Raw genomic sequence first — 23277 nt, 5'->3', positions numbered from 1 at the left:
AGGATTATTTTGAACTTACAGCCGGTTTCCACCAATGAACGAATAAAAGCGATTGACTTGATGAGAGGATTTTCGCTTTTAGGTATCTTACTTATTAATATGCTGGCTTTCCATTCACCTCTATCCTATATCGACCCTTACAAATGGTTTAACGGGAGTGTTAATGAAGAGATCTATTTGGTGATTGATATTTTCATCCAGGCTAGTTTCTATCCTTTGTTTGCGATGTTGTTTGGCTACGGTTTAGCTATGCAGTATATGCGGGCAGAAGCTATAGGACGACCTTTTATGCCACTTGCATTCAAGCGACTGACGGTACTCTTGTTATTTGGCGTAATTCACGCTTTTCTTATTTGGTATGGTGATATTTTAATCACTTATGCAGTAATGGGCTTTTTATTAATCGGTTTGATACGATTGCCTTCTAGTTGGCTTATGAGTTTTGGCGCAGTCATTTATATGGTGCCTCACTTGTTAATGCAAGCGATTTTGTTTATCGCAGCAACGGCAGATCCGAATACTTATGTAGGGTATATGGAAATTGAAAGTTCGATTCAATCCTATCAAACGGGAAACTTTGCAGAGATTTTCAGTCAGCGATTGGCTGATTGGTCTTATAGCAACAATTTAGTTCGCTATGTGTTCTTGATTTTTACCATTCTGCCTTTTCTTATGTTTGGAGCAGCAGCAGCAAAATGGCGCCTAATCGAACGCACAAAGGAAAAACAAACTCTTTGGATCGTGTTAGCGATTATTCCGTTGTTAATTGGTCTAGTATTAAAAAGTACACCTTATGTATTTGGCACAAACTACGCTTTTGTTTATTTACAAGATATATTCGGGGGGCCACTTGTAGCAATCGGTTATGCAGCGGTAATAGCATTAACGGTTCAAAATCAACGGTTGCAAAAATTGTTTTCACCAATTGCTAAAGTAGGTCGCATGTCATTAACGACTTATATAACCCAATCGATTTTAGCTACCTTTATTTTTTATTCGTATGGATTAGGTTTATATGGAAAAGTTGATTTGTTAACAGGGTCTTTGATTGCTTTTGGTATTTTTGTCGTGCAGATAATATTTGCAGAACTTTGGTTTGAAAAATTTTCGCGTGGCCCACTCGAAATTCTCTGGAGAAAGTGGACTTACGGAAATAATTTCGAAAAAACTAACAATTCAAAACCCTGAATGTGTATAATGAATTCAATCACAGAAAAGGAGTGTTTGACGAATGAAGCTGTTATCATTTCGCTACGAAGGAAAAGAAGGATTCGGACCAAAAGTTAAAAAGGAAGAAGCTGTTTGGGATTTAGTTGCGATTCAACAGCAATTAGAGGTCTTGCCAGCGTTCCCTACACAATTAATAGAAGGAATTCCACAAGGAATGGAGTTTGTCGAACAAATTCGTAAATTGACGGAAGCCGCTGTCCAATCTGACCGCTCTGAAGAATTCAAACACTCATTTGCAGAAATTGAATGGTTAGCTCCAATTTCAAAAACACCAAAAAATATTATTGCAATTGGCAAAAATTACGCAGATCATGCGAAAGAAATGGGCGGCGAAGCACCTACCGATTTAGTGGTTTTCACAAAAGCTTCTACTAGCATCTCCGCAGATGGTGAAACGGTTTCTGTTCATAGCGATGTGACCGACTCGTATGACTACGAAGGTGAATTGGCTGTTGTCATCGGAAAAGCGGGTCATAAAATACCAAAACAAATGGCTTATGATTATGTGTTTGGTTATACGATTGCCAATGATTTGACGGCGCGCGATTTACAGGCAAAGCATCAGCAATATTTCCTTGGAAAAAGCTTGGCTGGTTCATGCCCAGTAGGTCCATACATTGTCACAAAAGACGAAATTCCACAATCACAAAATTTGTCTATAGTCACAAAAGTAAATGATGAAATCCGTCAAAATGGCAATACCGAAAACATGATTCGTCGCGTCGATGAACTGATTGCAGAAGTATCAAAATATGTAGCATTAGAACCAGGCGATATTTTGCTTACGGGTACACCTGCTGGAGTCGGCAAAGGTTTCACTCCGCCGAAGTTTTTAAAAGCAGGCGATACAGTAAAAGTATCGATTGAGTCAATCGGCACGCTCGTCACACATTTGTCATAGGGTTATAGCCCTTTTAACTGTCCCAGTTGTGCTAAACTAGAGAGGACATTATTAGAAGAGGTGAGATCTTGAGTATTTTAACAGACACTACACATTTACACATTACGACATGGGTTGTTTCTGTCATTTTGTTCTTAGTTGCAGCATTTATGCAACGCGATAGCAAAGGACGGAAGATTGTGCATATGGTATTAAGATTGTTCTATGTCTTAATCATCATTACGGGCTTAACATTATTTATCGAATGGTCTTCTGCTGACCCTATGCTTTATGGCATTAAGTTCTTATTAGGCGTATTGACTATTGGAATGATGGAGATGGTCTTAGTTCGTTCGAAAAAACAAAAATCGGTTACGATGTTCTGGGCATTGTTTGCAGTTTTCTTATTTGCAACAATGTTTATCGGATTCATGTTACCGGTGGGGATGGATTTCTTTTAAGCAAGCAGGCAGGTGCAACGCGCACCTGTCTTTTTCTTTGTCAATTTTCACAGTTTAGACGAAACTCAAGCAAGTTGCTGGGAAAACCTTAACTTTACATGGCAGTAAAAGCAGGAGTTTGATAAAATGAACCGGGTAGAACGCAAGGGCGACCTCATTGAAGGAGGATATCAGATTGAAAGCAAAATGGATTTCAAGCGTAATCACAACAGTGTTGCTGTTGGCAATTGTTCAACCAGCATACGCGGAAAAAGAGTATGAATTAAAAGATGAACTTATTTATGATGTATTAGTCGACCGTTATTTTAACAAAAAAATCGATAATGATTATGAAGTAAATGCATTAGACCCTACAGCTTTTAACGGGGGCGATTTTGATGGGATGGCTAGTGAACTTTTGTTTGTAAAAGACATGGGCTTTACGGCTCTTTCAATAGGCTCAGTATTTTCAACGGAAACGTACGATGGAAAGAAAGTGTTGGACTATACAGAGTTTGAGCGTCACTTTGGCACAAAAGAAGAATTTCAAACATTGGTAGAAGAAATTCATGATCAGGATATGAAAGTGATTGTAGATATTCCAACTCAACAAGTAAGTACCAATCATGTGTGGGCAGATGAAAACCCTCAATGGTTTACAGAAAATGAGGATGGCAGTTTAGCGTTAGACACTTCAAATTCAGAAGTTCAACAAGCATTAATCACCATATTCACAGAATTCAATGAAACATATGAAGTGGATGGTTTCCGACTGCAAGATGCAGATAAAGTAAACCCGCAATTTGTACGTGATTTTTCGAAAGCGATGAAAGACATTCATCCGAGTTATATTTTAAGTGATCGGGAGATGGAAGAAACAGCTGGATTTGATGCTGTTGTTATTCCTGGTATCGAAGAAACATTGCGTTCGGCGTATAAAAGTTTCGACCAAGATTTGACTGGGATTAAGACGATTATGAAGCAAAGTGAAAATCAGCTGATCCAAGTAGATTCATTGTTAGGTTCTCGTTTTACGTCAGACATTGTAAATGAAAAGGGGTTTCCGCCCACACGTTGGAAATTGTTGTTAACGCAATTACTAACAATGCCAGGAATTCCAGTAATTCAATACGGATCAGAATCAGCAATGAATGGCGTAACGCCTTCTGAATCGCATCAAATTTTAAATATGGCTGTAGACAAAGAATTGGTTGACCATATTACGAATTTAACCTCTTTGCGTAATTCATCAGAAGCTTTACGAACGGGAAAAATAGAAGTTTTGCATGATGAAGACGGCTGGCTCGTTTACAAACGTTCAAATGATGAAGAAGCATGGGTTATCGCTATTAACAATTCTTCAGCGACTAAAACCATTAACTTGTCAGCTGATGTGGTTGGCCAAAATCAGCAATTGCGAGGCTTGTTTGAAAGTGATATTGTTCGACAAGAAGATGACGGAGAGTATCGTGTGACGCAAGACCGTGAAATTGCGGAGGTTTTTCATGTCACAGAAGAAACAAAACTTAACGCAGCTTATATCGCAACATTAGCTATTATGTATGTCGTGTTTATGCTTTTCCTCTGGGTTGTGTGGAGAAAAGGCAAACAACGTAAAGCAGATGCCGCAAAACAAAAAACAACTGACCAAACATAAAACAGGAAGAAAAAGCAAACTGCTTTTTCTTCCTGTTTTTTATTGATCGTTAATGGCTTTATAGCCAACCATATTAATTGGATCTTTTGGTGATGAATAAGGAGGCGCATAGCAAAGCTCTAACGCCTGCAAATCATCAATCGTTAAGCCCCCGTATATAGCTGTGACGATAACATCGATACGTTTATCGACGCCTTTTCCACCGATACATTGAGCACCTAAAATTTTTCTCGTATGTGGATTATAATGTACTTTTAACGTGATTTTAGAATGGTCGGGATAATAGCCAGCATTTGAAATGCCATGATGCGTAATTGTAGCCGATTCTAACTTTTTGTCTTTGATCGTTTTTTCATTTAATCCCGTCATAGCAGCAGTTAATGAAAAAATCTTTAAGACAGAAGTTCCAAGTAATCCTTTTTTCGCTATTTTATCTCCTAAGATGTGGCGTGCCGCAATAAATGCTTGTCGATGGGCAGGAGAAGCGAGTGGTACTCTTTTTGGATCTCCCGTCACCATATCAAAGTTTTCAGAAGCATCGCCAATCGCATAAATCGAAGGGTCATCTGTTTGCATAAATTCATTGGTTTGAATTCCACCGGTCTCCCCAATTTTTAACCCAGCTTTTACAGCCAGTTCAGTGTTAGGTCTCAACCCGACACTCATAATAATAAAGTCAGCCTGCAACTCAATGCCATTCGATAATGTAATTGTTTTGCCTTCGGTTTTTATCATCTCTGTACCAGTAAGTAGTTTTACGTCTTGTAGAGCCAATTCTTTTTCAATCATTAGCGAAATATCAGTGTCTAAAATAGACATAATAGCAGGTGATCGATGAACGAGCGATACGTCCAATCCGAGGTTTTTTAGGTTTTCTGCCATTTCAAGCCCGATAAATCCACCACCTGATACAACGCAACTTTTTGGTTTTTCGTTTTTGATAAAACGGTCAATCCGTTGCATGTCTTCAAAATTACGTAAAGTAAATACTTTAGAAGAATGGATTCCCTCGATTTTAGGCATTATAGCAGAACCACCAGGCGCTAATATTAAAGCATCATATGATTCTTCGAATTGTTCTCCGGTTTCCAAATTGTGCACAATAACTTTTTTAGCATCTCTATCGATTTCTTTCACTTCGTGTCTTAACTTAACATCGATATCGCGTTTTTTCTTAAACTTCTCTGGATTTGTTAAAACAATTGACTGTTCGTCTTCGATTACATCCCCAATGACATAGGGCGTTCCGCATGCTGCATAGGACATCGTTGAATCTCGGTCAAAAACAACTACTTGGACATCCGGATTGTAAAATCGAAGTTGACCCGCAGCTGTTGCGCCTCCGCCGACAGCACCTATAATGACTATTTTTTTCACCGTCTAATCAGCTCCTATTCGATCTTATTAAGGAAAAATAAAGCCAATGTGCCCGGTCCAGTATGTGCAGCAATAACAGAACCAATCATATGAACTTCAATATCTTTAGGGTTAAAGTGTTGCTTGATTTCCTGTTTCAAGATGGTAGCAAATTCCTCGTCATCGCCATGACTAATGGCAATGGTTTGTTGATCTAATTGGCTACCACGTTCTTGCATCAATTCAATCATGCGTTTAACAACTTTTTTACGTCCACGCAATTTCTCAATAGGCACTAGTCTTCCTTCTTCTACATGAAGCAATGGTTTGATGTTTAATAATCCACCAACAAATGCGCTGCCTTTGGAAATTCGACCGCCTTTAGCCATATAGTCCAAATCTTCCACGGTAAAGAGACTTTCTAAATGGTCAGCCATAAAACGAACTTTCTCTAGAATCGTTTCAAGAGAATGACCGGCAGTGCGCAGTTTTACAGCTTCTTTTACTAACAAACCGTATCCAAGTGAAGCCGCTTTAGAATCGAGTATTGTCAGTTTTAAATCTGGGTAATCTTCACGTACTTGGTCTGCTACCATTACCGCTGTGCTATAAGTACCTGACAACTCAGATGAGAACGCAATATAAAAACCTTCCTCATTTGCGATGGCTAGTTGTTCAAAGGCCTTAAGCATTTCTTCAGGTGACACTTGCGACGTTTTAGGATGATTGCCAGCACGAATTGCATCAAATACTTTAATAGATTGAATCCCGCGAATATCTTCATAATCTTGTTCTCCGATATGTACGCGCAATGGAAATAAAACTACGTCTTCGTTTTCAAAAAATTCTTTTGGTAAATCAGATGCGCTATCAGCAAATAACCTCATAACCAAACCTCCTTTTAATAGTTACAGCTTCAACCGGTCGATTAATAATTCAGCAATGCCATCTTCATTATTAGTTAAAGTGATTTCATTGGCAATATTTTTTAAAGGCGAAATGGCGTTCCCCATAGCGACACCAACGCCTGCAAAATCAATCATCTCTAAATCATTATCTTCATCGCCAAAAGCGATGATGTTTTCTCTGTCAATGCCAAGAGATTTTGAAACGCGATCTAACCCTACAGCCTTACTCATACCGCTTTTTACAATTTCGATCACATGCCAAGGAGCTCCCCAACGACGGTGGTCAATAACTTCAGCGTGAACGGAAGACAAGTGGTCATGAATTTCCTGTACGCGTTCATACGGGGCGTGGATTAAAATAGAAGTTGGATCAGTTTTCAAGTAGTTACGCAAATCGCCCGTTGTAATGGATGGATCTCCAAATCTGAAGATGTCCATAAGTTGTTCGTCATGTTGATGGACATACACATCATCCAACACCTCGGCAACAATGTTATGGAAGTTATAATTGTACATAGACTCTACCACTTCGTGAACAACACCTAAATCGATTGGTGTATGATGCATGCCCCAGTGCTGATCAGTAGGGTGATGAACAAACGCACCGTTAAAATTAACGATTGGCGTTGTTAACCCCAATTCATTATAATAAGTTTCACTTGAGCGGTATGGTCTACCGGTAGCAATCATCACCTCGTGTCCTGCTTCCATTGCTTTATTTAAAGTGAGTTTTGTTTTAGTTGAGATGATCTTTTCATCTGTTAATAAGGTTCCATCTAAATCTAGAACGATTAAATGTTTCTTCATATAAATAGCCGTCTCCTTTCTATCTCTTACTAGTGTAGCGATAGAGCAAGGGGTACGTCAAAAAAATTGGCAATTTTGGCGTTTATTTAAGGGCGAAGAATTGGGGTTTGCTGGATAACTGGAAGATTGGTACGATTGGAAGAGAAGGAAGTGAGTCAAATTGAAGGTACAACGACAAATTTGGGGGCATATCCCGTTGCTTCATATCACGCCAGACCAAGACGAGCAATCTGCATTGCCAACGGTTGTTTTTTTTCATGGGCATATGAGTGCAAAAGAGCATAATTTGCACTACGCCTATCAATTAGCTGAAAAGGGACTCCGAGTCATTTTGCCAGATGCTCATCTTCATGGAGAACGAAGCGAAGGGTTAGATGATGTTCAAATTAGTTTGCGATTTTGGGAAATTGTGCTAACTTCAATCGAAGAATTGGCCTTTTTACACGAAGAGTTACATAAGCAAAACTTAGTAGTAGGAGAAGTAGGAGTAGGTGGCACATCGATGGGTGGCATTACTACAATGGGAGCTATGACAGTTTATCCATGGATTCAAGCAGCTGCAGTTATGATGGGTGCAGGAAATTATGTGGAGTTGGCTCAAGCCCAAATGTCGCAATACGAATCGAGAGGCTTCCAATTGCCAATTAGTGAAGAAGAAAGAGAAAAGATGCTTACGACTTTAGCGATGTTTGATAGTGTTAAGCATCAATCAAAATTTAATAACCGTCCAATTTATTTTTGGCATGGCGAACAAGATGTTACTGTCCCTTTTGAGCCAACATATCGCTTGTTTAAAGAACTTAAAAAACAATACGAGACTGTACCAGAAAAAATTGTCTTTCGTCGTGAACGAGAAGCAGGACACGCAGTAAGTCGAGCTGGTATGCTTGAGGCAACCGATTGGTTTGTTAAGCATTTAGCCGAGTAATCGTGTCAATTCCATTTTCAGATGAAATTTGTTAAGATGGTTGTAATAGTAAAGGGAGGGATTTTGAATGGATCAAGATATGAAAGATAGCATGATGGGTGCATTAGAAACTGTAATCGATCCCGAATTAGGAATTGACATCGTCAATTTAGGGCTTATTTATGATGTAATGTTGTCTGAAGACGGCTTTGCAGTAGTTACGATGACATTAACGTCAATGGGATGCCCAATGGGACCTCAAATCGTACAAATGGTAAAAACCGCATTATATGAGCTACCAGAAGTAGAAGAAGTCGATGTAAAAATCGTATGGCAGCCAGTATGGGGCAAAGAACATATGTCACGCTATGCTAAAATGGCACTTGGCGTTCGATAAGCAATAAAAAAATCTCACTGGAATTTATTCCAGTGAGATTTTTTTATGGATTCATTTTCCGTATTAAGGGTTAAATTTGTAAGAAATGGTGAACCTAAATAATTGCTATATCTTAAAAAATTGACTATAATCTAATTAGTCAAAGATAGTCAAACTTTTTAAAAAGGAGAGGTTGTTATGGTTCAATTCCAGGGAAATACAGAACAAAAATCCCCGTTAGAGCAGTATGGCCGTAATATGGTCGAACAAGCACAATCGGGGAAAATGGATCCTGTCATTGGTCGAGACCAAGAAATTCGTAATGTCATTCGAATTTTGTCACGAAAAACAAAAAACAATCCGGTATTAATCGGAGAACCAGGTGTTGGTAAAACAGCAATTGTTGAAGGTCTAGCGCAGCGTATTGTTCGTAATGATGTTCCAGAAGGATTGAAGAACCGGACAATATACGAACTCGACATGAGTGCGTTAATTGCAGGCGCAAAATACCGTGGGGAATTTGAGGAACGTTTAAAAGCCGTCTTAAAACAAGTAAAAGATAGCGAAGGGCAAATCATCTTATTTATTGATGAAATCCACACCATTGTTGGAGCGGGAAAAACAGAAGGCGCTATGGATGCAGGGAATATGCTGAAACCAATGCTTGCTCGTGGAGAGTTGTATTGTATTGGGGCAACGACATTAGATGAGTACCGCATGCATATTGAAAAAGATCCGGCTTTAGAACGTCGCTTTCAACAAGTTATGGTGCGCGAGCCTTCAGTAGAAGATACCGTTTCGATTTTACGTGGCTTGAAAGAGCGTTTTGAGTTGCATCATGCCGTTCGCATTCATGACCGTGCGATTGTCGCAGCGGCAGCTATGTCAGATCGCTATATCACAGAGCGTTTTTTGCCAGATAAAGCAATTGACTTAATAGATGAAGCCTGTGCGATGATTCGTACTGAAATTGATTCGATGCCACAAGAGCTTGACGAAGTAACGCGTCGTTTATTGCAATTGGAAATTGAAGAACAAGCGTTGATGAAAGAAAAAGACGAAGCGAGTAAAATGCGATTAGAAACGTTGCAAAAAGAAATCACAGAACTACGTGAGTCTACAACAGACATGAAGAAACAATGGACAGAAGAAAAAGAGTCCTTGAAAAAAATTCAACAAAAACGTGAGCAATTAGATCAGTTCCGTAGACAACTAGAAGATGCGGAAAACAAATACGACTTAAACGCAGCCGCTGTGTTGCAACATGGCAAAATTCCAGCGCTCGAAAAAGAGTTGATGGCGTTAGAAGCAAGCTTGGAAAATGAAGATGCTGAGCGGTTGTTGCGTGAAGAAGTAACAGAAGAAGAAATTGCTGGTATTGTCGCACGTTGGACAGGAATTCCTGTAACAAAATTAGTAGAAGGTGAACGTGAAAAACTATTGCGTCTTGGCGACACTTTAAAAGAACGTGTTATTGGTCAAGATAAAGCAGTAGAGCTTGTAACTGAAGCTGTATGGAGAGCGCGAGCAGGTATTAAAGACGAAAGAAAACCAATTGGTTCATTTATTTTCCTTGGGCCAACAGGTGTCGGTAAGACGGAATTAGCAAAATCACTTGCTGCCAATTTGTTTGACTCAGAAGATCATTTTATCCGAATCGATATGTCCGAGTATATGGAAAAACATAGTGTGTCGCGTCTAGTCGGTGCACCACCAGGATATATTGGCTACGAAGAAGGCGGACAATTAACAGAAGCAGTACGTCGCAATCCATACTCTGTAGTCTTACTCGATGAAATCGAAAAAGCACATCCAGACGTTGCCAATATTCTATTGCAAATTTTGGATGATGGTCGTATTACAGACAGTCAAGGTCGTTTAGTTAACTTCTCTAACACAGTGGTCATTATGACTTCAAATATTGGTTCTACTTATATCAGTGATACAAGTAGTGAACATGATGTAGAAGACATTGTCATGAGAGAATTACGCAAACACTTTAAACCAGAGTTGTTAAACCGTATCGACGATATTGTCATCTTCCATGCATTGAATAATGACCATTTTTATGGCATTGCTAAAAAGATGATCGGAGAACTAGCAGTGCGTATGGGTCAACAACAAATTAAATTGTCGGTTGATGATTCAGTGATCAACTACATTGTTGAAGCTGGAACGGACCCAGTATTTGGTGCACGCCCGTTAAAACGATTTATTCAACGCAAAATCGAAACCGATATTGCTCGTGAATTAATCAAAGGTGGGATCGTATCCAATACAGAACTAGAACTAACCATGGGGGAAAACAATCAAATTCTCATCAATAAAAAAGAAGCGTAAACCGGATTTCCGGTTTACGCTTCTTTTTGTTATTAATGTTTTTCAGGAGTCGGTTCGTTCGGAATAACAGCTGCGATTACGAAGATTAAAATTGAAACTCCGATTGAAATGTAAACGCCCATCATAAAGTCGAAATGTACGTTCTGAACAGCACTTACCACATAGTTGACCAATGAAATTAATAAGAATGACCATAAAAACGTTCCAATATATTGCATCTAGTTTCACCTCTACATAGAATATCTAGGTTAATCATAGCACAAGCCTCAACAGACAGAAAGAAAGATTATAGAGAATGAAGATAATTTGTCGTAAATATGTCAGTTAGTTGAAATTGAATAGTAGATGGCGTATTATTAATACCAGGTACTAATAGATGATGATAATTGAAATGAGGGATATAAAATGAATGCTGGAATAATCGGTATGGGTAGATGTTTACCAGAAGAAAGATTGACTAATTTTCAATTAGAGCAGCGTATGGATACGAACGACGAGTGGATTCGTACAATGACAGGCATAGAAGAACGCCGGATTGCAAAAGACGAACAAGACACTTCTGACATGGCACGTCAAGCGGCAAAAAAAGCGATTGAAGATGCGGATATTGATCCTGCTGAGATTGGCTTAATCTTAGTGGCAACAGTTACTCCTGACCAGCCTTTTCCATCAATGGCTTGTGTAATTCAACAAGAAATTGGAGCAGTTAATGCAGCGGCGATGGATGTCTCAGCAGCATGTGCAGGTTTTATATATGGAGTTGTCACAGCAAAACAATTTATCGAGTCTGATGTTTATAAATATGTTCTTGTCGTTGGGGTTGAGAAGTTATCGAAAATCACCAATTGGGAAGATCGCAACACAGCCGTTCTTTTCGGAGACGGTGCAGGAGCTGCAGTGGTCGGCAAAGTGTCAGAAGGACGCGGCATTTTATCATTTGAACTCGGTGCGGATGGCCGAGGCGGCAAACACCTTTACCAAGACGAACACCTCGTTATGAATGGGCGTGAGGTTTTTAAATTCGCAGTACGTCAAATGGGTGAGTCGGCTATAAACGTGATCGAAAAAGCTGGATTACAAAAAGAAGACGTTGATTTTCTTATCCCCCATCAGGCGAATATTCGTATAATGGAAGCCTCTAGAGAACGTCTAGGGTTACCAATTGAAAAAATGTCGAAAACGATTCATAAATATGGCAACACTTCAGCGGCATCTATTCCCATTTCTCTTGTCGAAGATATAGAAGAGGGACGTGTCAAAGACGACGATGTGATTGTAATGGTTGGATTTGGTGGCGGTTTAACATGGGGCGCGATTGCAATGAAGTGGGGCAAATAATTAGCTATGCGAAAGGAAGAAGATAGAATGGAAAATCGCCGAGTAGTTATTACAGGCATTGGCGCAGTTACGCCTTTAGGCAATAACATTGAAACAACATGGGAAGCGATCAAAAACGGTAAATCCGGAGTGGGTCCGTTAACAAGAGTAGATGCAGATTTGTATTCTGCAAAAGTTGCTGCTGAAGTAAAAGACTTTTCGATAGAAGAATATATTGAAAAAAAAGAAGCACGTAAAATGGATCGTTTTACGCAGTATGCGCTGGCTGCTTCAATTATGGCAATGAAAGACGCCAATTTGGAACTAGATGAAAAAACAGCTTTGCGTACAGGAGTTTGGATCGGATCAGGTATTGGTGGCATGGAAACAATTGAAAAACAAATGGATGTTTTGAATACAAGAGGACCACGTCGTATTAGTCCTTTCTTGATTCCAATGATTATTCCGGATATGGCATCCGGACAAGTATCAATTTATTTTGGTGCAAAAGCAATCAATTCATGTTCAGTTACAGCTTGTGCTTCAGGTACAAATTCTATAGGTGACGCTTTTAAAGTAATTCAGCGTGGAGATGCAGATGCCATGATTTCAGGTGGAGCAGAAGCACCAATAACACAATTATCTGTAGCTGGATTTACAGCTAATACCGCATTGTCTACAAATGCAGATGCAGCTACAGCTTCTCGTCCGTTTGATAAAAATCGTGATGGTTTTGTTATTGCGGAAGGCGCTGGGATTGTAATTCTTGAAGAATATGAATTTGCAAAAGCACGTGGCGCTAAAATTTATGCAGAAATCGTTGGTTACGGTTCTACTGGAGATGCGTATCATATTACAGCTCCTGCTGAGGGTGGAGAAGGTGCAGCTCGTGCAATGGAACAAGCGATTGAAGATGCTGGAGTAGAAAAAACAGACATTGGCTATATTAATGCACACGGCACAAGTACAGCTTATAACGATTTATACGAAACTATGGCTGTGAAAACAGTATTTGGTGAACATGCCTACAAATTAGGGATGAGTTCGACGAAATCTATGACTGGTCACTTGCTTGGTGCTGCTGGTGGAATAGAAGCAATTTTCACTGCATTAGCTTTAAAAGAAGGCATTATGCCTCCGACAACAAATTATGAAACACCAGATGAACAATGCGATTTAGATTACGTTCCAAATGAAGCGCGTAAAGCAGACTTTAGTTTTGCGATGAGTAACTCGCTTGGCTTTGGTGGACATAATGCTTCACTTGTATTCAAGAAAATTTAATATCTTAAACAAAAATGACGCTGTGCAAAACTATTGCACAGCGTCATTTTTGTTTGGATAGGTATAATAATAGGTAAAATAACCAAAATTTTATAGAAAATTGAAAAAAACTGTCGATTCTTTAAATTGTTATGCTATTCTAAATATAATGAAATATCGATATATGTACAATAGCATTAAAAATCTTTAGAGTCGACTAGAATTTTGGATCCTAGTCTAACAAGAGGTTTACTAATTAGGATGTGGCAGCACAAGTTCGTTTAGTAAGAACAAAATGTTTTATTTTAAGGAGGATCATTGTGAATGATGTTTTGCTTGAAATCAAAAATCTGAAAACTTCCTTTAGAATCAAAGACGATTATTATGCGGCAGTCGATGATGTTTCGTTGAATGTTAGAAAAAACGAGGTATTAGCGATTGTTGGCGAATCGGGATCTGGAAAAAGTGCATTTGCATTTTCTATTATGGGTCTTCATACAAGAGCCAAAATTGAGGGGGAAATCAATTACAAAGGCAATAATTTAGTTGCTGCAAATGCGAATGAAATGAAACAGTTGCGTGGGCGTGAAATGGGGATGATCTTCCAAGATGCACTTTCTGCCCTCAATCCACTTATGGTTGTGGGAGCACAAATCGATGAAGCCATTTTCCTTCACAATCCCAGAAGTTCTAAAAGTTCACGAAAAAAACAAGTGATTAATCTACTGAACCAAGTAGGTATTCCGCGACCTGAAAAAACGTATTATCAATACCCGCATGAATTATCAGGCGGCATGCGTCAGCGTATTGTTATTGCAATGGCAATTTCAAACCAACCTGAACTATTAATTGCTGACGAGCCGACGACAGCATTAGATGTAACAATTCAGTCGCAAATTTTAGACTTGATCAAAGAATTAAAAGATACCATGAATGCCGGCATTATCCTGATAACACATGATTTAGGAGTAGTCGCTGAGATGGCTGACCGAGTAGCAGTGATGTATGCAGGACAAATCGTCGAGATTGCAGATATTTACACATTGATGGAAAATCCCCAACATCCATATACACGCTCGCTCTTAAATTCAATTCCGACATTGGCAGAAGTAAAGTCAGATCTTCATGTTATTCAAGGAGTCGTACCCTCACTTCAAAAGTTGCCAAGAACAGGATGTCGTTTTGCTAGCCGTATTCCTTGGATAGATGATTCGGCACACGAAGCATCACCTGAACTACACGAAATTAGCCATGGCCATTTTGTGCGTTGCACATGCTATAAAGACTTTTACTTCCCAGAAAAAGCCAAGGAGGAGCGCAATTATGTCGCTAATTGAAGTTGAAAATCTGAAAGTCCACTTTCCTATTCGTGGCGGTATTTTTCAAACCGTGAAAGATCATGTTCGAGCAGTGGATGGCGTCTCATTTTCGATTGAACAAGGTCAAACGTATGGGCTAGTTGGCGAATCTGGATCTGGAAAAACAACAACAGGTCGTGCGATTATCGGCTTAAATGATATTACTTCAGGAAAAGTACTATTTGAAGGCAGAGACTTGGCAACGGTCAGTAGAAAAGAGTATATCGACGTACGAAAAGATATACAAATGATTTTTCAAGATCCCTTTTCCTCATTGAATCCTAAAAAGAGAGTAGTGGATATTGTAGCTGAACCACTTCGTAATTATGAAAAACTTTCTGCCAAAGAAGAACGCATACGCGTTCAAGAACTGATGGAATTAGTAGGTCTTAGTCCAGAAGCCATCTACAAATATCCGCATGAATTTTCTGGAGGACAGCGGCAACGAATCGGTATTGCCCGGGCAATTGCATTAAAGCCTAAATTGATCATTGCCGATGAACCTGTTTCAGCGTTAGATGTATCTGTTCAAGCTCAAGTGTTGAATTTCATGCGTGAAATTCAAAAAGAACTGAATTTAACGTATTTATTTATTAGTCATGATTTAGGTATTATTCGTCACATGTGTGATCATATTGGAATTATGTACAAAGGGCGTTATGTGGAGCATGGTACCGCTGAAGAGATTTTTACTAATCCGCAGCATATCTATACAAAACGTTTAATCGCAGCGATTCCAGACAGTGATCCGCGTAACCGTGAAAAGCATTACGCCAACCGCAAATTGGTGAAGGCTGAATACGACAGACTAGAAAAAGACTTTTTTGATGAAGAAGGTTTGCCTTTCTCCTTAAAAGCAATATCAGCTACTCACCAAGTAGCATTGGGAGAGGGAGGTTAATGGTATGTGGAAATTAATAGTACGCAGAACACTTATTACCATCCCACAAATTATTGTTTTAAGCCTTTTAGTATTTATTTTAGCTCAAGCAATGCCAGGGGATGCATTAACTGGATTAATTGACCCGAGTATTGACCCAGCCACAATCGAAGCTATGAGAGAACGCCTCGGATTGAATAATCCTTGGTACGTACAGTATATGGACTGGATTAAAGGCGTTATGCAAGGGGATTTTGGTCAGTCGTTTCGCTTTAAAATGCCTGTATCTGATTTAATCGGAGCTCGAATGATTAATACGTTATGGCTATCATTAGCGACATTGATCTTAACGTATTTGATCGCTATTCCTTTAGGAATTATTAGTGGACGTTTTAACGATACTTGGTTAGACCGCGCAATTACAGGTTATACGTATATTGGCTTTGCGGCACCGTTGTTTATTTTTGCTTTGGTAATGTTATTTGTTTTTGGTTTCCAATTAGGTTGGTTTCCGACAAGTGGTAGTGTCACACCAGGCACAACACCAGGTACATTTGAATATTTTATCAGCAAAGTAAATCATTTATTATTACCAGCATTATCGATGGCGCTGATAACGACTGTTTCGACAGTCCAGTATTTGAGAAGTGAGATCATTGATACAAAACAAAAAGATTTTATCGTAACAGCTCGAGCAAAAGGAGCATCCGAATCACGCGTTTATAATCGTCACGTTTTGCGGAATTCTTTGCTTCCCATTGCAGCTTTTTTTGGTTATGAAATAACGGGATTGATCGGCGGGACGATATTCATTGAGAACATTTTTGGCTATCCAGGAATGGGCGAATTGTTCCTGTCTTCTATCAGCTTGCGTGATTACAGTGTAATGACCGCGCTTGTTCTATTATTTGGACTTGCAGCAATCATTGGAGCGTTATTATCCGATATCATCTTAAGTTTAGTAGATCCACGTATTCGAATTAAATAATAAATGATAATTTTGAGGTGTAAATATGAGACTTGATAAAGACAGTGGAACACAAATCCCTGATGTGGATCTCGGTAAAAGCCCATCTGGATTTAGTATATTACTTAGAGAATTAATACGAGATAAAGTTGCATTTGTTTCGCTATTGTTCTTATTTCTCATTATTGTTGGTGTATTTGGTACATCGATTGTTCTCGATCAAGACGAAATCATCAAAGTTGATTTGTTTGCTCTTTATGAAGCGCCTTCTTCGATGTATTGGTTAGGTACCGACTACGGCGGCCGTGATATATTTGGGCAATTAATCATAGGAACACGTAATTCTTTAGCTATCGGTATTTTGATCACTTTGCTGACAGGAATTATCGGTATATTGATCGGACTTGTTTCTGGATATTATGGAGGCACTGTCGATAATATCTTTATGCGTTTTGTCGATTTTTTCATGGTATTGCCAACTTTAATGATTGTAATTGCGTTTGTAACGGCTGTACCTGGATATAGCATTGTTTCGTTTTCCTTAATAATGACAGCGTTCTTATGGATGGGAATCGCCCGTCTCATACGTTCTAAAGCATTGCAGGAAAAAGAATTGGATTATGTAAAAGCATCTAAAACTTTAGGGACATCCAATTTTAAAATTATGTTTTTCCAAGTGCTTCCGAATTTAAGTTCAATCATCATCGTTACGATGACATTAAATTTGGCAGCCAACATTGGCATTGAATCAGGCCTTTCTTTTTTAGGGTTTGGTTTTCCTGAATCGACACCAAGTTTAGGAACCTTGATTAGTTACGCACGTAATCCTCAAACTTTGGAGTTAAGATGGTGGATTTGGTTACCTGCATCAATTCTCATATTAGTATTGATGCTTAGTATAAATAACGTCGGGCAAGCTTTAAAACGCGCTACCGATGCCCGGCAGCGAAGAGGGTAACAATATAGGGGAAGAAGGGGGATCAAAGTCTGGTTACGGTTACGAAAAATATTTTTTAAGTGTGCAAACAGCAATTATTATATTCATCACTAGAGGGGGAAACAGAGAATGGGGAAGAGTAACAAGTCTAAAGTATTGATCTTGTCTTTAGCATTGCTATTAGCAGCGTGTAGCGGTGACGATGAAGCCACTAAAGATAGCGGCGGAAAAAAAGACTCAGACGGAAAACAGGAACAAAAAGATGACGGACTGTATTCAATTGAAGACTTTAGCAATGTAAAGACAAACGAAGGCGAAGCCATCGATGGTGGGAACATTACATTTGGTCTAGTATCGGATACAGTATTTGAAGGAACATTAAACTGGAACTTCTATTCTGGAGCACCAGATGCAGAAATCTTAAACTGGTTTGATGAAGGTTTGTTAACTTGGGATGAAAACTATGTGTACACAAACGATGGAGCTGCAACATACGAAGTTTCTGAAGATGGACGCACATTCACATTTAAAATTGGCGACAATGTTAATTGGCATGACGGTGAACCCGTTACTGCGGAAGACTGGTTGTTTGCTCATGAAGTAATTGGTAACTCTGAATATGACGGTCCTCGTTACAATTCAGATTTCACAAACATTGAAGGTATGGAAGAATACAATAGCGGTAAAGCAGATACTATTTCAGGTATCGAAGTTGTGGATGAAAAAACGTTGAAAATTACGTACATCGAATCAACACCATCTCTACTAACAGGAAGCGTGTGGTCATATCCACTTGCTAAGCATATTTTTGGAGATATGGCAGTAGCTGATATTTCTTCTTCTCCAGAAGTACGTGAAAATCCTATTGGTTTTGGTCCATTTAAAGTAGAAAGCATTGTTCCAGGAGAATCTGTAACATTAACTAAAAACGAAGATTACTGGCGCGGAGCACCTAATCTGGATGGCGTAACAATTAAAGTCATCAGCAGCTCTACAGTAGTTCAAGAGCTAGAAACAGGTGGAGTAGACTTGATTAGTGAATTCCCAGTGGATCAATTCCCTGATAACGCAGATATGTCTAACGTAGAATTTTTAGGTGCAGTTGATCGTGCCTACACGTATATCGGCTTTAAACTTGGAACTTGGGATGCAGAAAAAAATCGTGTTAACTACAACCCAGAAGCGAAAATGGGTGATGTAGAACTTCGTAAAGCAATGTGGCATGCTGTAGATAATACAGCTGTTGGCGAACGTTTCTATAATGGATTACGCTGGAATGCAACAACATTGATTCCGCCGTCACACCCTGAATTCCATGATGATACGAATGAAGGAAGAGCGTATGACCCAGAAGTAGCGAAAACACTACTGGATGACGCTGGCTATGCAGATACAGATGGTGATGGAATCCGAGAAGATCCGGAAGGCAACCCATTAGAAATTAACTTCATTTCTATGACGGGTGGCGACACAGCTGAACCATTAGCACAATATTACGTTCAGTCTTGGGAAGCAGTTGGCTTGAAAGTGAATTTGGAAATGCTTGAATTCAACACATTCTATGACCGTGTTGGTAACGGTGGAGAAGATAACCCAGATGTGGATGTGTACCAAGCAGCTTGGGGCGTTGGAATTGACGTAGATCCTTCAGGGCTTTACGGAGCAGATGCTCTATACAACTTCCCACGTTGGGAAAATGAAGAAAATGAACGCTTGCTAAAAGAAGGTCGTTCAGAAGAAGCATTTGACTTAGCGTTCCGTCAAGATGTTTATAACGAATGGCAACAATTAATGGTAGATGAAGTACCAGTATTCCCAACTTTATACCGTGCAGTATTGAGTCCTGTTAACGACCGTGTATTAAATTACGCGATTGGTGATGGAACTGAAATTTACTTGTCTGACCTTGCTGTAAGCCAAGATTCACCGGTTACTGCAGAATAATAATCCAAATAGAAAAGGAGCTGCGATTTTCGCAGCTCCTTTTTTTACTTTCTTTTTCGGCCAAGACCCATTGCATTTTCCATTTTTTTAAGTGTTTTATTGGCCAGAAAATTCGCTTTCTCGGCCCCTGCATCTAAAATGACATCTAATTCATCCGAATCTAGTAATGCTTTATAACGCTCTTGAATAGGTGCTAAATGGTGAATTACTGCTTGTGCTACCGAAGACTTAAAGTCACCATAGCCCGAACCTTCGTATTTTGAAACTAAGTTATCGATACTTTCACCAGTCAATGCCGCTTCGATTGTTAATAGATTGGCTACTCCAGGCTTATTAACCGGATCATAACGAACGATTCCTTCAGAATCTGTTACAGCGCTCTTAATCTTCTTTTCAATAGTTTTCAAATCATCTAGTAACGTAATAATTGCTTTTTTGTTCGGATCAGATTTGCTCATTTTTTTGGTAGGGTCTTGCAGAGACATAATTCGCGCACCATTTTTAGGGATGCGAATGTCAGGGATGGTAAAAATGTCGTTGTATTTTCGGTTAAAGCGTTCTGCTAAATCACGTGTAAGCTCGATATGTTGCTTTTGGTCATCTCCAACTGGCACGATATCAGTTTGGTACAATAAAATATCACCTGCCATTAAAGGTGGATACGTTAATAGTCCTGCTAAGACAGAAGCATTTTTAGCGGATTTATCTTTGTATTGTGTCATGCGTTCGAGTTCACCGATAGTCGAAACGCATTGCAACATCCAACCGGCTTGTGCATGCGCTGGAACTTCTGATTGGATAAACAACGTTACTTTTTCTGGATCAATTCCAACTGCAAGGTAAAGCGCGGCCAAAGCTTTAATGTTTTTTCGTAATTCCAATCGATCTTGGGGCATTGTAATGGCATGTTGATCGACAATGCAGAAGATACAATCATATTCATCTTGCAACTCAGTAAATTGCTTGAAAGCACCTATGTAATTTCCGAGTGTAACCGTACCGGTAGGCTGAACGCCTGAAAAAATTTTCTTCTTCATCTTTATTCCTCCTCAAATTAAAAAAACACAGCACACATCCCTAATAAAAGGGACGAATGATGTGTTTTCCGCGGTACCACCCTAGTTGCCGTCGCCGGCCGCTCTTCTTCATAACGTGAAGATCACGGAATCGGCTACTGTACGTTCGCCAATTCAGCTCCAAAGTCCATTCAATGCAGCACTCCATCTGTTTTCACCAACCACAGACTCTCTATTATAGAAGGAACTGCATTTACTCTTCTTTATCATTGCCCGTTTTATATTCTATTATTATAATACACAACCGATTTCGTAAGCAATATTAGTTGCTATAAATGGCTAAACAAATCAACATAATCAGTAACGTAATGGTTCCGATAATCAGTAAATAGGAACTAGAGAAACCTAATGCTTCAGAAGGAGGACGCATCTCATCATCTTCTATAGTAGACTTCATTTTGAAAGCTTTTCTCATACTGATGGTAAATATGTCAAAAACTCCCGTACGGATGACAAAAACCCATAAACCTAAAAAAAGTAAAATACCACCATAAACAAATGAATTGTTTATATATGATAATAAGGTGAGGCCATCTGTTCGTAAAAGTGCAGTTAAGACGATCAATAGCTGAATAATTAATAATGAAATAATCATTTTTTTCAAGTTGTGCACCTCAATTCTTATCAATTGTAGAAGAAATTCTAAAAAAAATCAAAAAAAAATTCATTTATCGTAGACGCCGGAAACGCTTACAAATCCAACATTCTAGCGATTTCATGTAATGTTAATGTAACGCAATTGTTACAAGAGTGTAAAAATTAGCAAAAAAGTTCTGTACAAGAAAAAAATATTATGTATAATTAGCTATGTACCAATTTTTCAGAAAATTCGAGGGGGTCAATTTAGTGAAGAATAGTAAGATTTTTTGGCTACTAAGCCTAGTACTAGTTCTAAGTGCTTTTCTAGCTGCATGTGGCGGCAATGATGATGAAGACACTGGAACTGAAAAACCAGAAGGAAACGAAACTGCTGGGGAACCAGACGCAGATCAAGTTCTTAACTTAATGGAAAGCGCTGAAATTCCAACTATGGATATTTCTTTAGCTGAAGATGCAGTTGCGTTTAACATTTTCAATAATGTTAACGAAGGTCTATTCCGTTTAAACAAAGAAAATGTTGCTGAACCAGCACTTGCAGATGGTGAACCTACTGTCAGTGAAGATGGATTAACTTACACGTTCAAATTGCGTGATTCTAACTGGTCAGATGGTACTCCAGTTACTGCTAACGATTTTGTATACTCTTGGCAACGTTCAATTGATCCTGCTACAGGTTCTCCATACGGAGCTTACATGATGGCTGGTTCGATTGTTAATGCTACTGAAATTGCTGCAGGAGAAATGGAACCAACTGAACTTGGAGTTACTGCTGTAGACGATAACACTCTAGAAGTACAATTAGAGCGTCCAGTACCTTACTTTATGTCTTTAATGTCATTCCCAACTTTCTACCCACAGAACGAAGCTTTCATTTCTGAAAAAGGCGATGCATACGCTTCTAACTCTGATAACTTAATCTTCAACGGACCTTTCACATTAACTGATTGGGACGGAACTGGTTTAACTTGGAAAATGCAGAAAAACCCAGAATACTGGGATGCTGAAACAGTTAAACTTGAAACAATCAACGTAGACGTTGTAAAAGAGCCTGCTACTGCAGTTAACCTTTACAACTCTGGTGAAAAAGATCGCGCTGGCTTAGCTGGTGAATTTGCAAGACAATATGCAAATGATGAAAACTTAGTAACTGACTTAGAACCAACTCTTTTCTACTTCAAGCTTAACCAAGAACGTAATGGCGAGAAGAATGCACTTGCTAACGTACACATCCGTAAAGCAATTGCACAAGGCTTCAACAAGCAAGATCTAGTAGACGTAGTATTAGCTAACGGTTCACTACCAGCTAACTACTTAGTACCAACTGAGTTTTCTTTTGACGAAAACAATGCTGACTTCCGTGATGTTAACGGAGACCTAATTGAGTTTAACGCAGAAGAAGCTGCAGAACATTGGGCTATGGGTCTTGAAGAATTAGGAGTAGAAGAAGTTACACTTGAAATCTTAGGTGGCGACACTGAAACTGCTAAAAACATGGACGCATACTTGAAAGATCAACTTGAAACTAACCTTGAAGGTTTAACTATCAACCTTAAAGCTGTACCTTTCGGAGTTCGTTTAGAACTTGACGAAGCTCAGGACTATGACATCCAAACTGCTGGATGGGGACCTGATTACCAGGATCCTATGACATTCATTGATTTGTTTGTTACTGGATCTGCTCAAAACAAAATGTCTTACTCGAACTCAGAGTATGATGCTTTAGTTGAATCTGCTAAAGGCGAACTAGCAACAGATCCAGCTGGACGTTGGGAAGCAATGGCGAAAGCTGAGAAAATCCTATTAGCTGACGATGCTGCTATCGCACCAATTTATCAGCGTGGAGCTATGGCTCTTCAACAACCATATGTAAATGACATTATCAAACACCCATTCGGTGGAGATTTCTCTTACAAATGGGCATACATTTCGGGCAAATAATAATTTAATCCCGCTACTGTAAAAACAAAATAGAAAGAGAGTATATCGCATATTTAGATTGATATACTCTCTTTTCTAATGCAAAGGAATTAACCG

The 23277-nt window shown here is 39.1% G+C and carries 21 protein-coding genes and 1 other annotated feature; of the genes, 15 read left to right on the top strand and 6 right to left on the bottom strand.

Going from position 1 to position 23277, the window contains the following annotated elements:
- Positions 1-9 precede the first annotated feature (9 nt).
- The 4 genes from BCM40_RS11590 to BCM40_RS11575 all read left to right on the top strand — a co-directional run bounded on the left by BCM40_RS11590 (position 10) and on the right by BCM40_RS11575 (position 4207).
- Positions 10-1188: a DUF418 domain-containing protein gene (locus BCM40_RS11590; protein ID WP_065525785.1), complete on the top strand. Its 1179-nt coding sequence runs from the start codon at positions 10-12 to the stop codon at positions 1186-1188.
- 43 nt (positions 1189-1231) lie between these two features.
- A complete protein-coding gene (locus BCM40_RS11585; protein WP_065525786.1) occupies positions 1232-2131 on the top strand; it encodes a fumarylacetoacetate hydrolase family protein in 900 nt (299 codons plus the stop codon).
- A gap of 68 nt (positions 2132-2199) precedes the next feature.
- Positions 2200-2571: a YisL family protein gene (locus BCM40_RS11580; protein WP_065525787.1), complete on the top strand. Its 372-nt coding sequence runs from the start codon at positions 2200-2202 to the stop codon at positions 2569-2571.
- 175 nt (positions 2572-2746) lie between these two features.
- Positions 2747-4207 (top strand): alpha-amylase family glycosyl hydrolase, encoded by a 1461-nt coding sequence (locus BCM40_RS11575; RefSeq protein ID WP_065525788.1) that lies wholly within the window; start codon positions 2747-2749, stop codon positions 4205-4207.
- Between the two features lie 39 nt (positions 4208-4246).
- Here the strand turns inward: BCM40_RS11575 and BCM40_RS11570 are convergent, their stop codons facing one another.
- Genes BCM40_RS11570 through BCM40_RS11560 form a run of 3 tightly spaced genes read right to left on the bottom strand, consistent with a single transcriptional unit; the run spans position 4247 to position 7278 of the window.
- Entirely contained in the window at positions 4247-5584 is a 1338-nt protein-coding gene (locus BCM40_RS11570; RefSeq protein ID WP_065525789.1) for a CoA-disulfide reductase, read from the bottom strand.
- 14 nt (positions 5585-5598) lie between these two features.
- The gene (locus BCM40_RS11565; RefSeq protein ID WP_065525790.1) at positions 5599-6450 is read right to left on the bottom strand and encodes a DegV family protein; all 852 of its coding nucleotides are present in this window, start codon (positions 6448-6450) and stop codon (positions 5599-5601) included.
- A 21-nt stretch (positions 6451-6471) separates the two neighbouring features.
- On the bottom strand, positions 6472-7278 hold the full coding sequence (locus tag BCM40_RS11560) for a Cof-type HAD-IIB family hydrolase (RefSeq protein WP_065525791.1): 807 nt from the start codon (positions 7276-7278) through the stop codon (positions 6472-6474).
- A 160-nt stretch (positions 7279-7438) separates the two neighbouring features.
- On the opposite strand from BCM40_RS11560, the gene BCM40_RS11555 reads away from it, so the two are divergent.
- From BCM40_RS11555 to BCM40_RS11545, 3 genes are all read left to right on the top strand, one after another.
- Positions 7439-8206 carry a prolyl oligopeptidase family serine peptidase gene (locus BCM40_RS11555; RefSeq protein ID WP_065525792.1) on the top strand — a complete coding sequence of 256 codons (768 nt, stop codon included), beginning with the start codon at positions 7439-7441 and terminating at the stop codon, positions 8204-8206.
- Positions 8207-8273: 67 nt separating this feature from the next.
- Positions 8274-8582: a metal-sulfur cluster assembly factor gene (locus BCM40_RS11550; RefSeq protein ID WP_008431406.1), complete on the top strand. Its 309-nt coding sequence runs from the start codon at positions 8274-8276 to the stop codon at positions 8580-8582.
- A gap of 177 nt (positions 8583-8759) precedes the next feature.
- Positions 8760-10901, top strand: coding sequence for an ATP-dependent Clp protease ATP-binding subunit (locus BCM40_RS11545; protein WP_083394515.1), 2142 nt, complete (start codon positions 8760-8762; stop codon positions 10899-10901).
- A gap of 32 nt (positions 10902-10933) precedes the next feature.
- Here BCM40_RS11545 and BCM40_RS11540 read toward each other — a convergent pair whose 3' ends face one another.
- Entirely contained in the window at positions 10934-11119 is a 186-nt protein-coding gene (locus BCM40_RS11540) for a YjzD family protein (protein ID WP_008429711.1), read from the bottom strand.
- Between the two features lie 187 nt (positions 11120-11306).
- Between BCM40_RS11540 and BCM40_RS11535 the strand changes: the two genes are divergently transcribed.
- The 7 genes from BCM40_RS11535 (at position 11307) to opp4A (ending at position 19567) form a co-directional block, all read left to right on the top strand.
- Complete coding sequence (locus tag BCM40_RS11535) at positions 11307-12239, top strand: beta-ketoacyl-ACP synthase III (protein ID WP_065525793.1); 933 nt, start codon at positions 11307-11309, stop codon at positions 12237-12239.
- A gap of 27 nt (positions 12240-12266) precedes the next feature.
- On the top strand, positions 12267-13502 hold the full coding sequence (fabF, locus tag BCM40_RS11530) for a beta-ketoacyl-ACP synthase II (protein ID WP_065525794.1): 1236 nt from the start codon (positions 12267-12269) through the stop codon (positions 13500-13502).
- 299 nt (positions 13503-13801) lie between these two features.
- Positions 13802-14818, top strand: coding sequence for an ABC transporter ATP-binding protein (locus BCM40_RS11525; RefSeq protein WP_065525795.1), 1017 nt, complete (start codon positions 13802-13804; stop codon positions 14816-14818).
- Complete coding sequence (locus BCM40_RS11520) at positions 14805-15740, top strand: ABC transporter ATP-binding protein (protein WP_065525796.1); 936 nt, start codon at positions 14805-14807, stop codon at positions 15738-15740. Before BCM40_RS11525 ends, BCM40_RS11520 begins: the two co-directional genes overlap by 14 nt.
- Before the next feature lie 4 nt (positions 15741-15744).
- The gene (gene opp4B, locus BCM40_RS11515; RefSeq protein ID WP_065525797.1) at positions 15745-16707 is read left to right on the top strand and encodes an oligopeptide ABC transporter permease; all 963 of its coding nucleotides are present in this window, start codon (positions 15745-15747) and stop codon (positions 16705-16707) included.
- Positions 16708-16732: 25 nt separating this feature from the next.
- Positions 16733-17644: an ABC transporter permease gene (locus BCM40_RS11510; RefSeq protein ID WP_065525798.1), complete on the top strand. Its 912-nt coding sequence runs from the start codon at positions 16733-16735 to the stop codon at positions 17642-17644.
- A gap of 108 nt (positions 17645-17752) precedes the next feature.
- Positions 17753-19567 (top strand): oligopeptide ABC transporter substrate-binding protein, encoded by a 1815-nt coding sequence (gene opp4A / locus BCM40_RS11505; RefSeq protein ID WP_065525799.1) that lies wholly within the window; start codon positions 17753-17755, stop codon positions 19565-19567.
- Positions 19568-19611: 44 nt separating this feature from the next.
- Here the strand turns inward: opp4A and trpS are convergent, their stop codons facing one another.
- Together trpS and BCM40_RS11495 are read right to left on the bottom strand one after the other, a co-directional pair.
- Positions 19612-20604 (bottom strand): tryptophan--tRNA ligase, encoded by a 993-nt coding sequence (gene trpS / locus BCM40_RS11500; protein ID WP_065525800.1) that lies wholly within the window; start codon positions 20602-20604, stop codon positions 19612-19614.
- 45 nt (positions 20605-20649) lie between these two features.
- Positions 20650-20862 (bottom strand) — a binding site (T-box leader).
- Between the two features lie 43 nt (positions 20863-20905).
- Positions 20906-21238, bottom strand: coding sequence for a DUF3899 domain-containing protein (locus BCM40_RS11495; protein ID WP_238323723.1), 333 nt, complete (start codon positions 21236-21238; stop codon positions 20906-20908).
- Positions 21239-21489: 251 nt separating this feature from the next.
- On the opposite strand from BCM40_RS11495, the gene BCM40_RS11490 reads away from it, so the two are divergent.
- Positions 21490-23181 carry a peptide ABC transporter substrate-binding protein gene (locus BCM40_RS11490; RefSeq protein ID WP_065525802.1) on the top strand — a complete coding sequence of 564 codons (1692 nt, stop codon included), beginning with the start codon at positions 21490-21492 and terminating at the stop codon, positions 23179-23181.
- Positions 23182-23277 lie beyond the last annotated feature (96 nt).

The sequence above is a fragment of the Planococcus donghaensis genome, from assembly GCF_001687665.2.
Lineage (GTDB): Bacteria > Bacillota > Bacilli > Bacillales_A > Planococcaceae > Planococcus > Planococcus donghaensis.
Note: the sequence above shows the minus strand (reverse complement) of the source record. Positions and strands in the feature narration are given on the sequence as shown.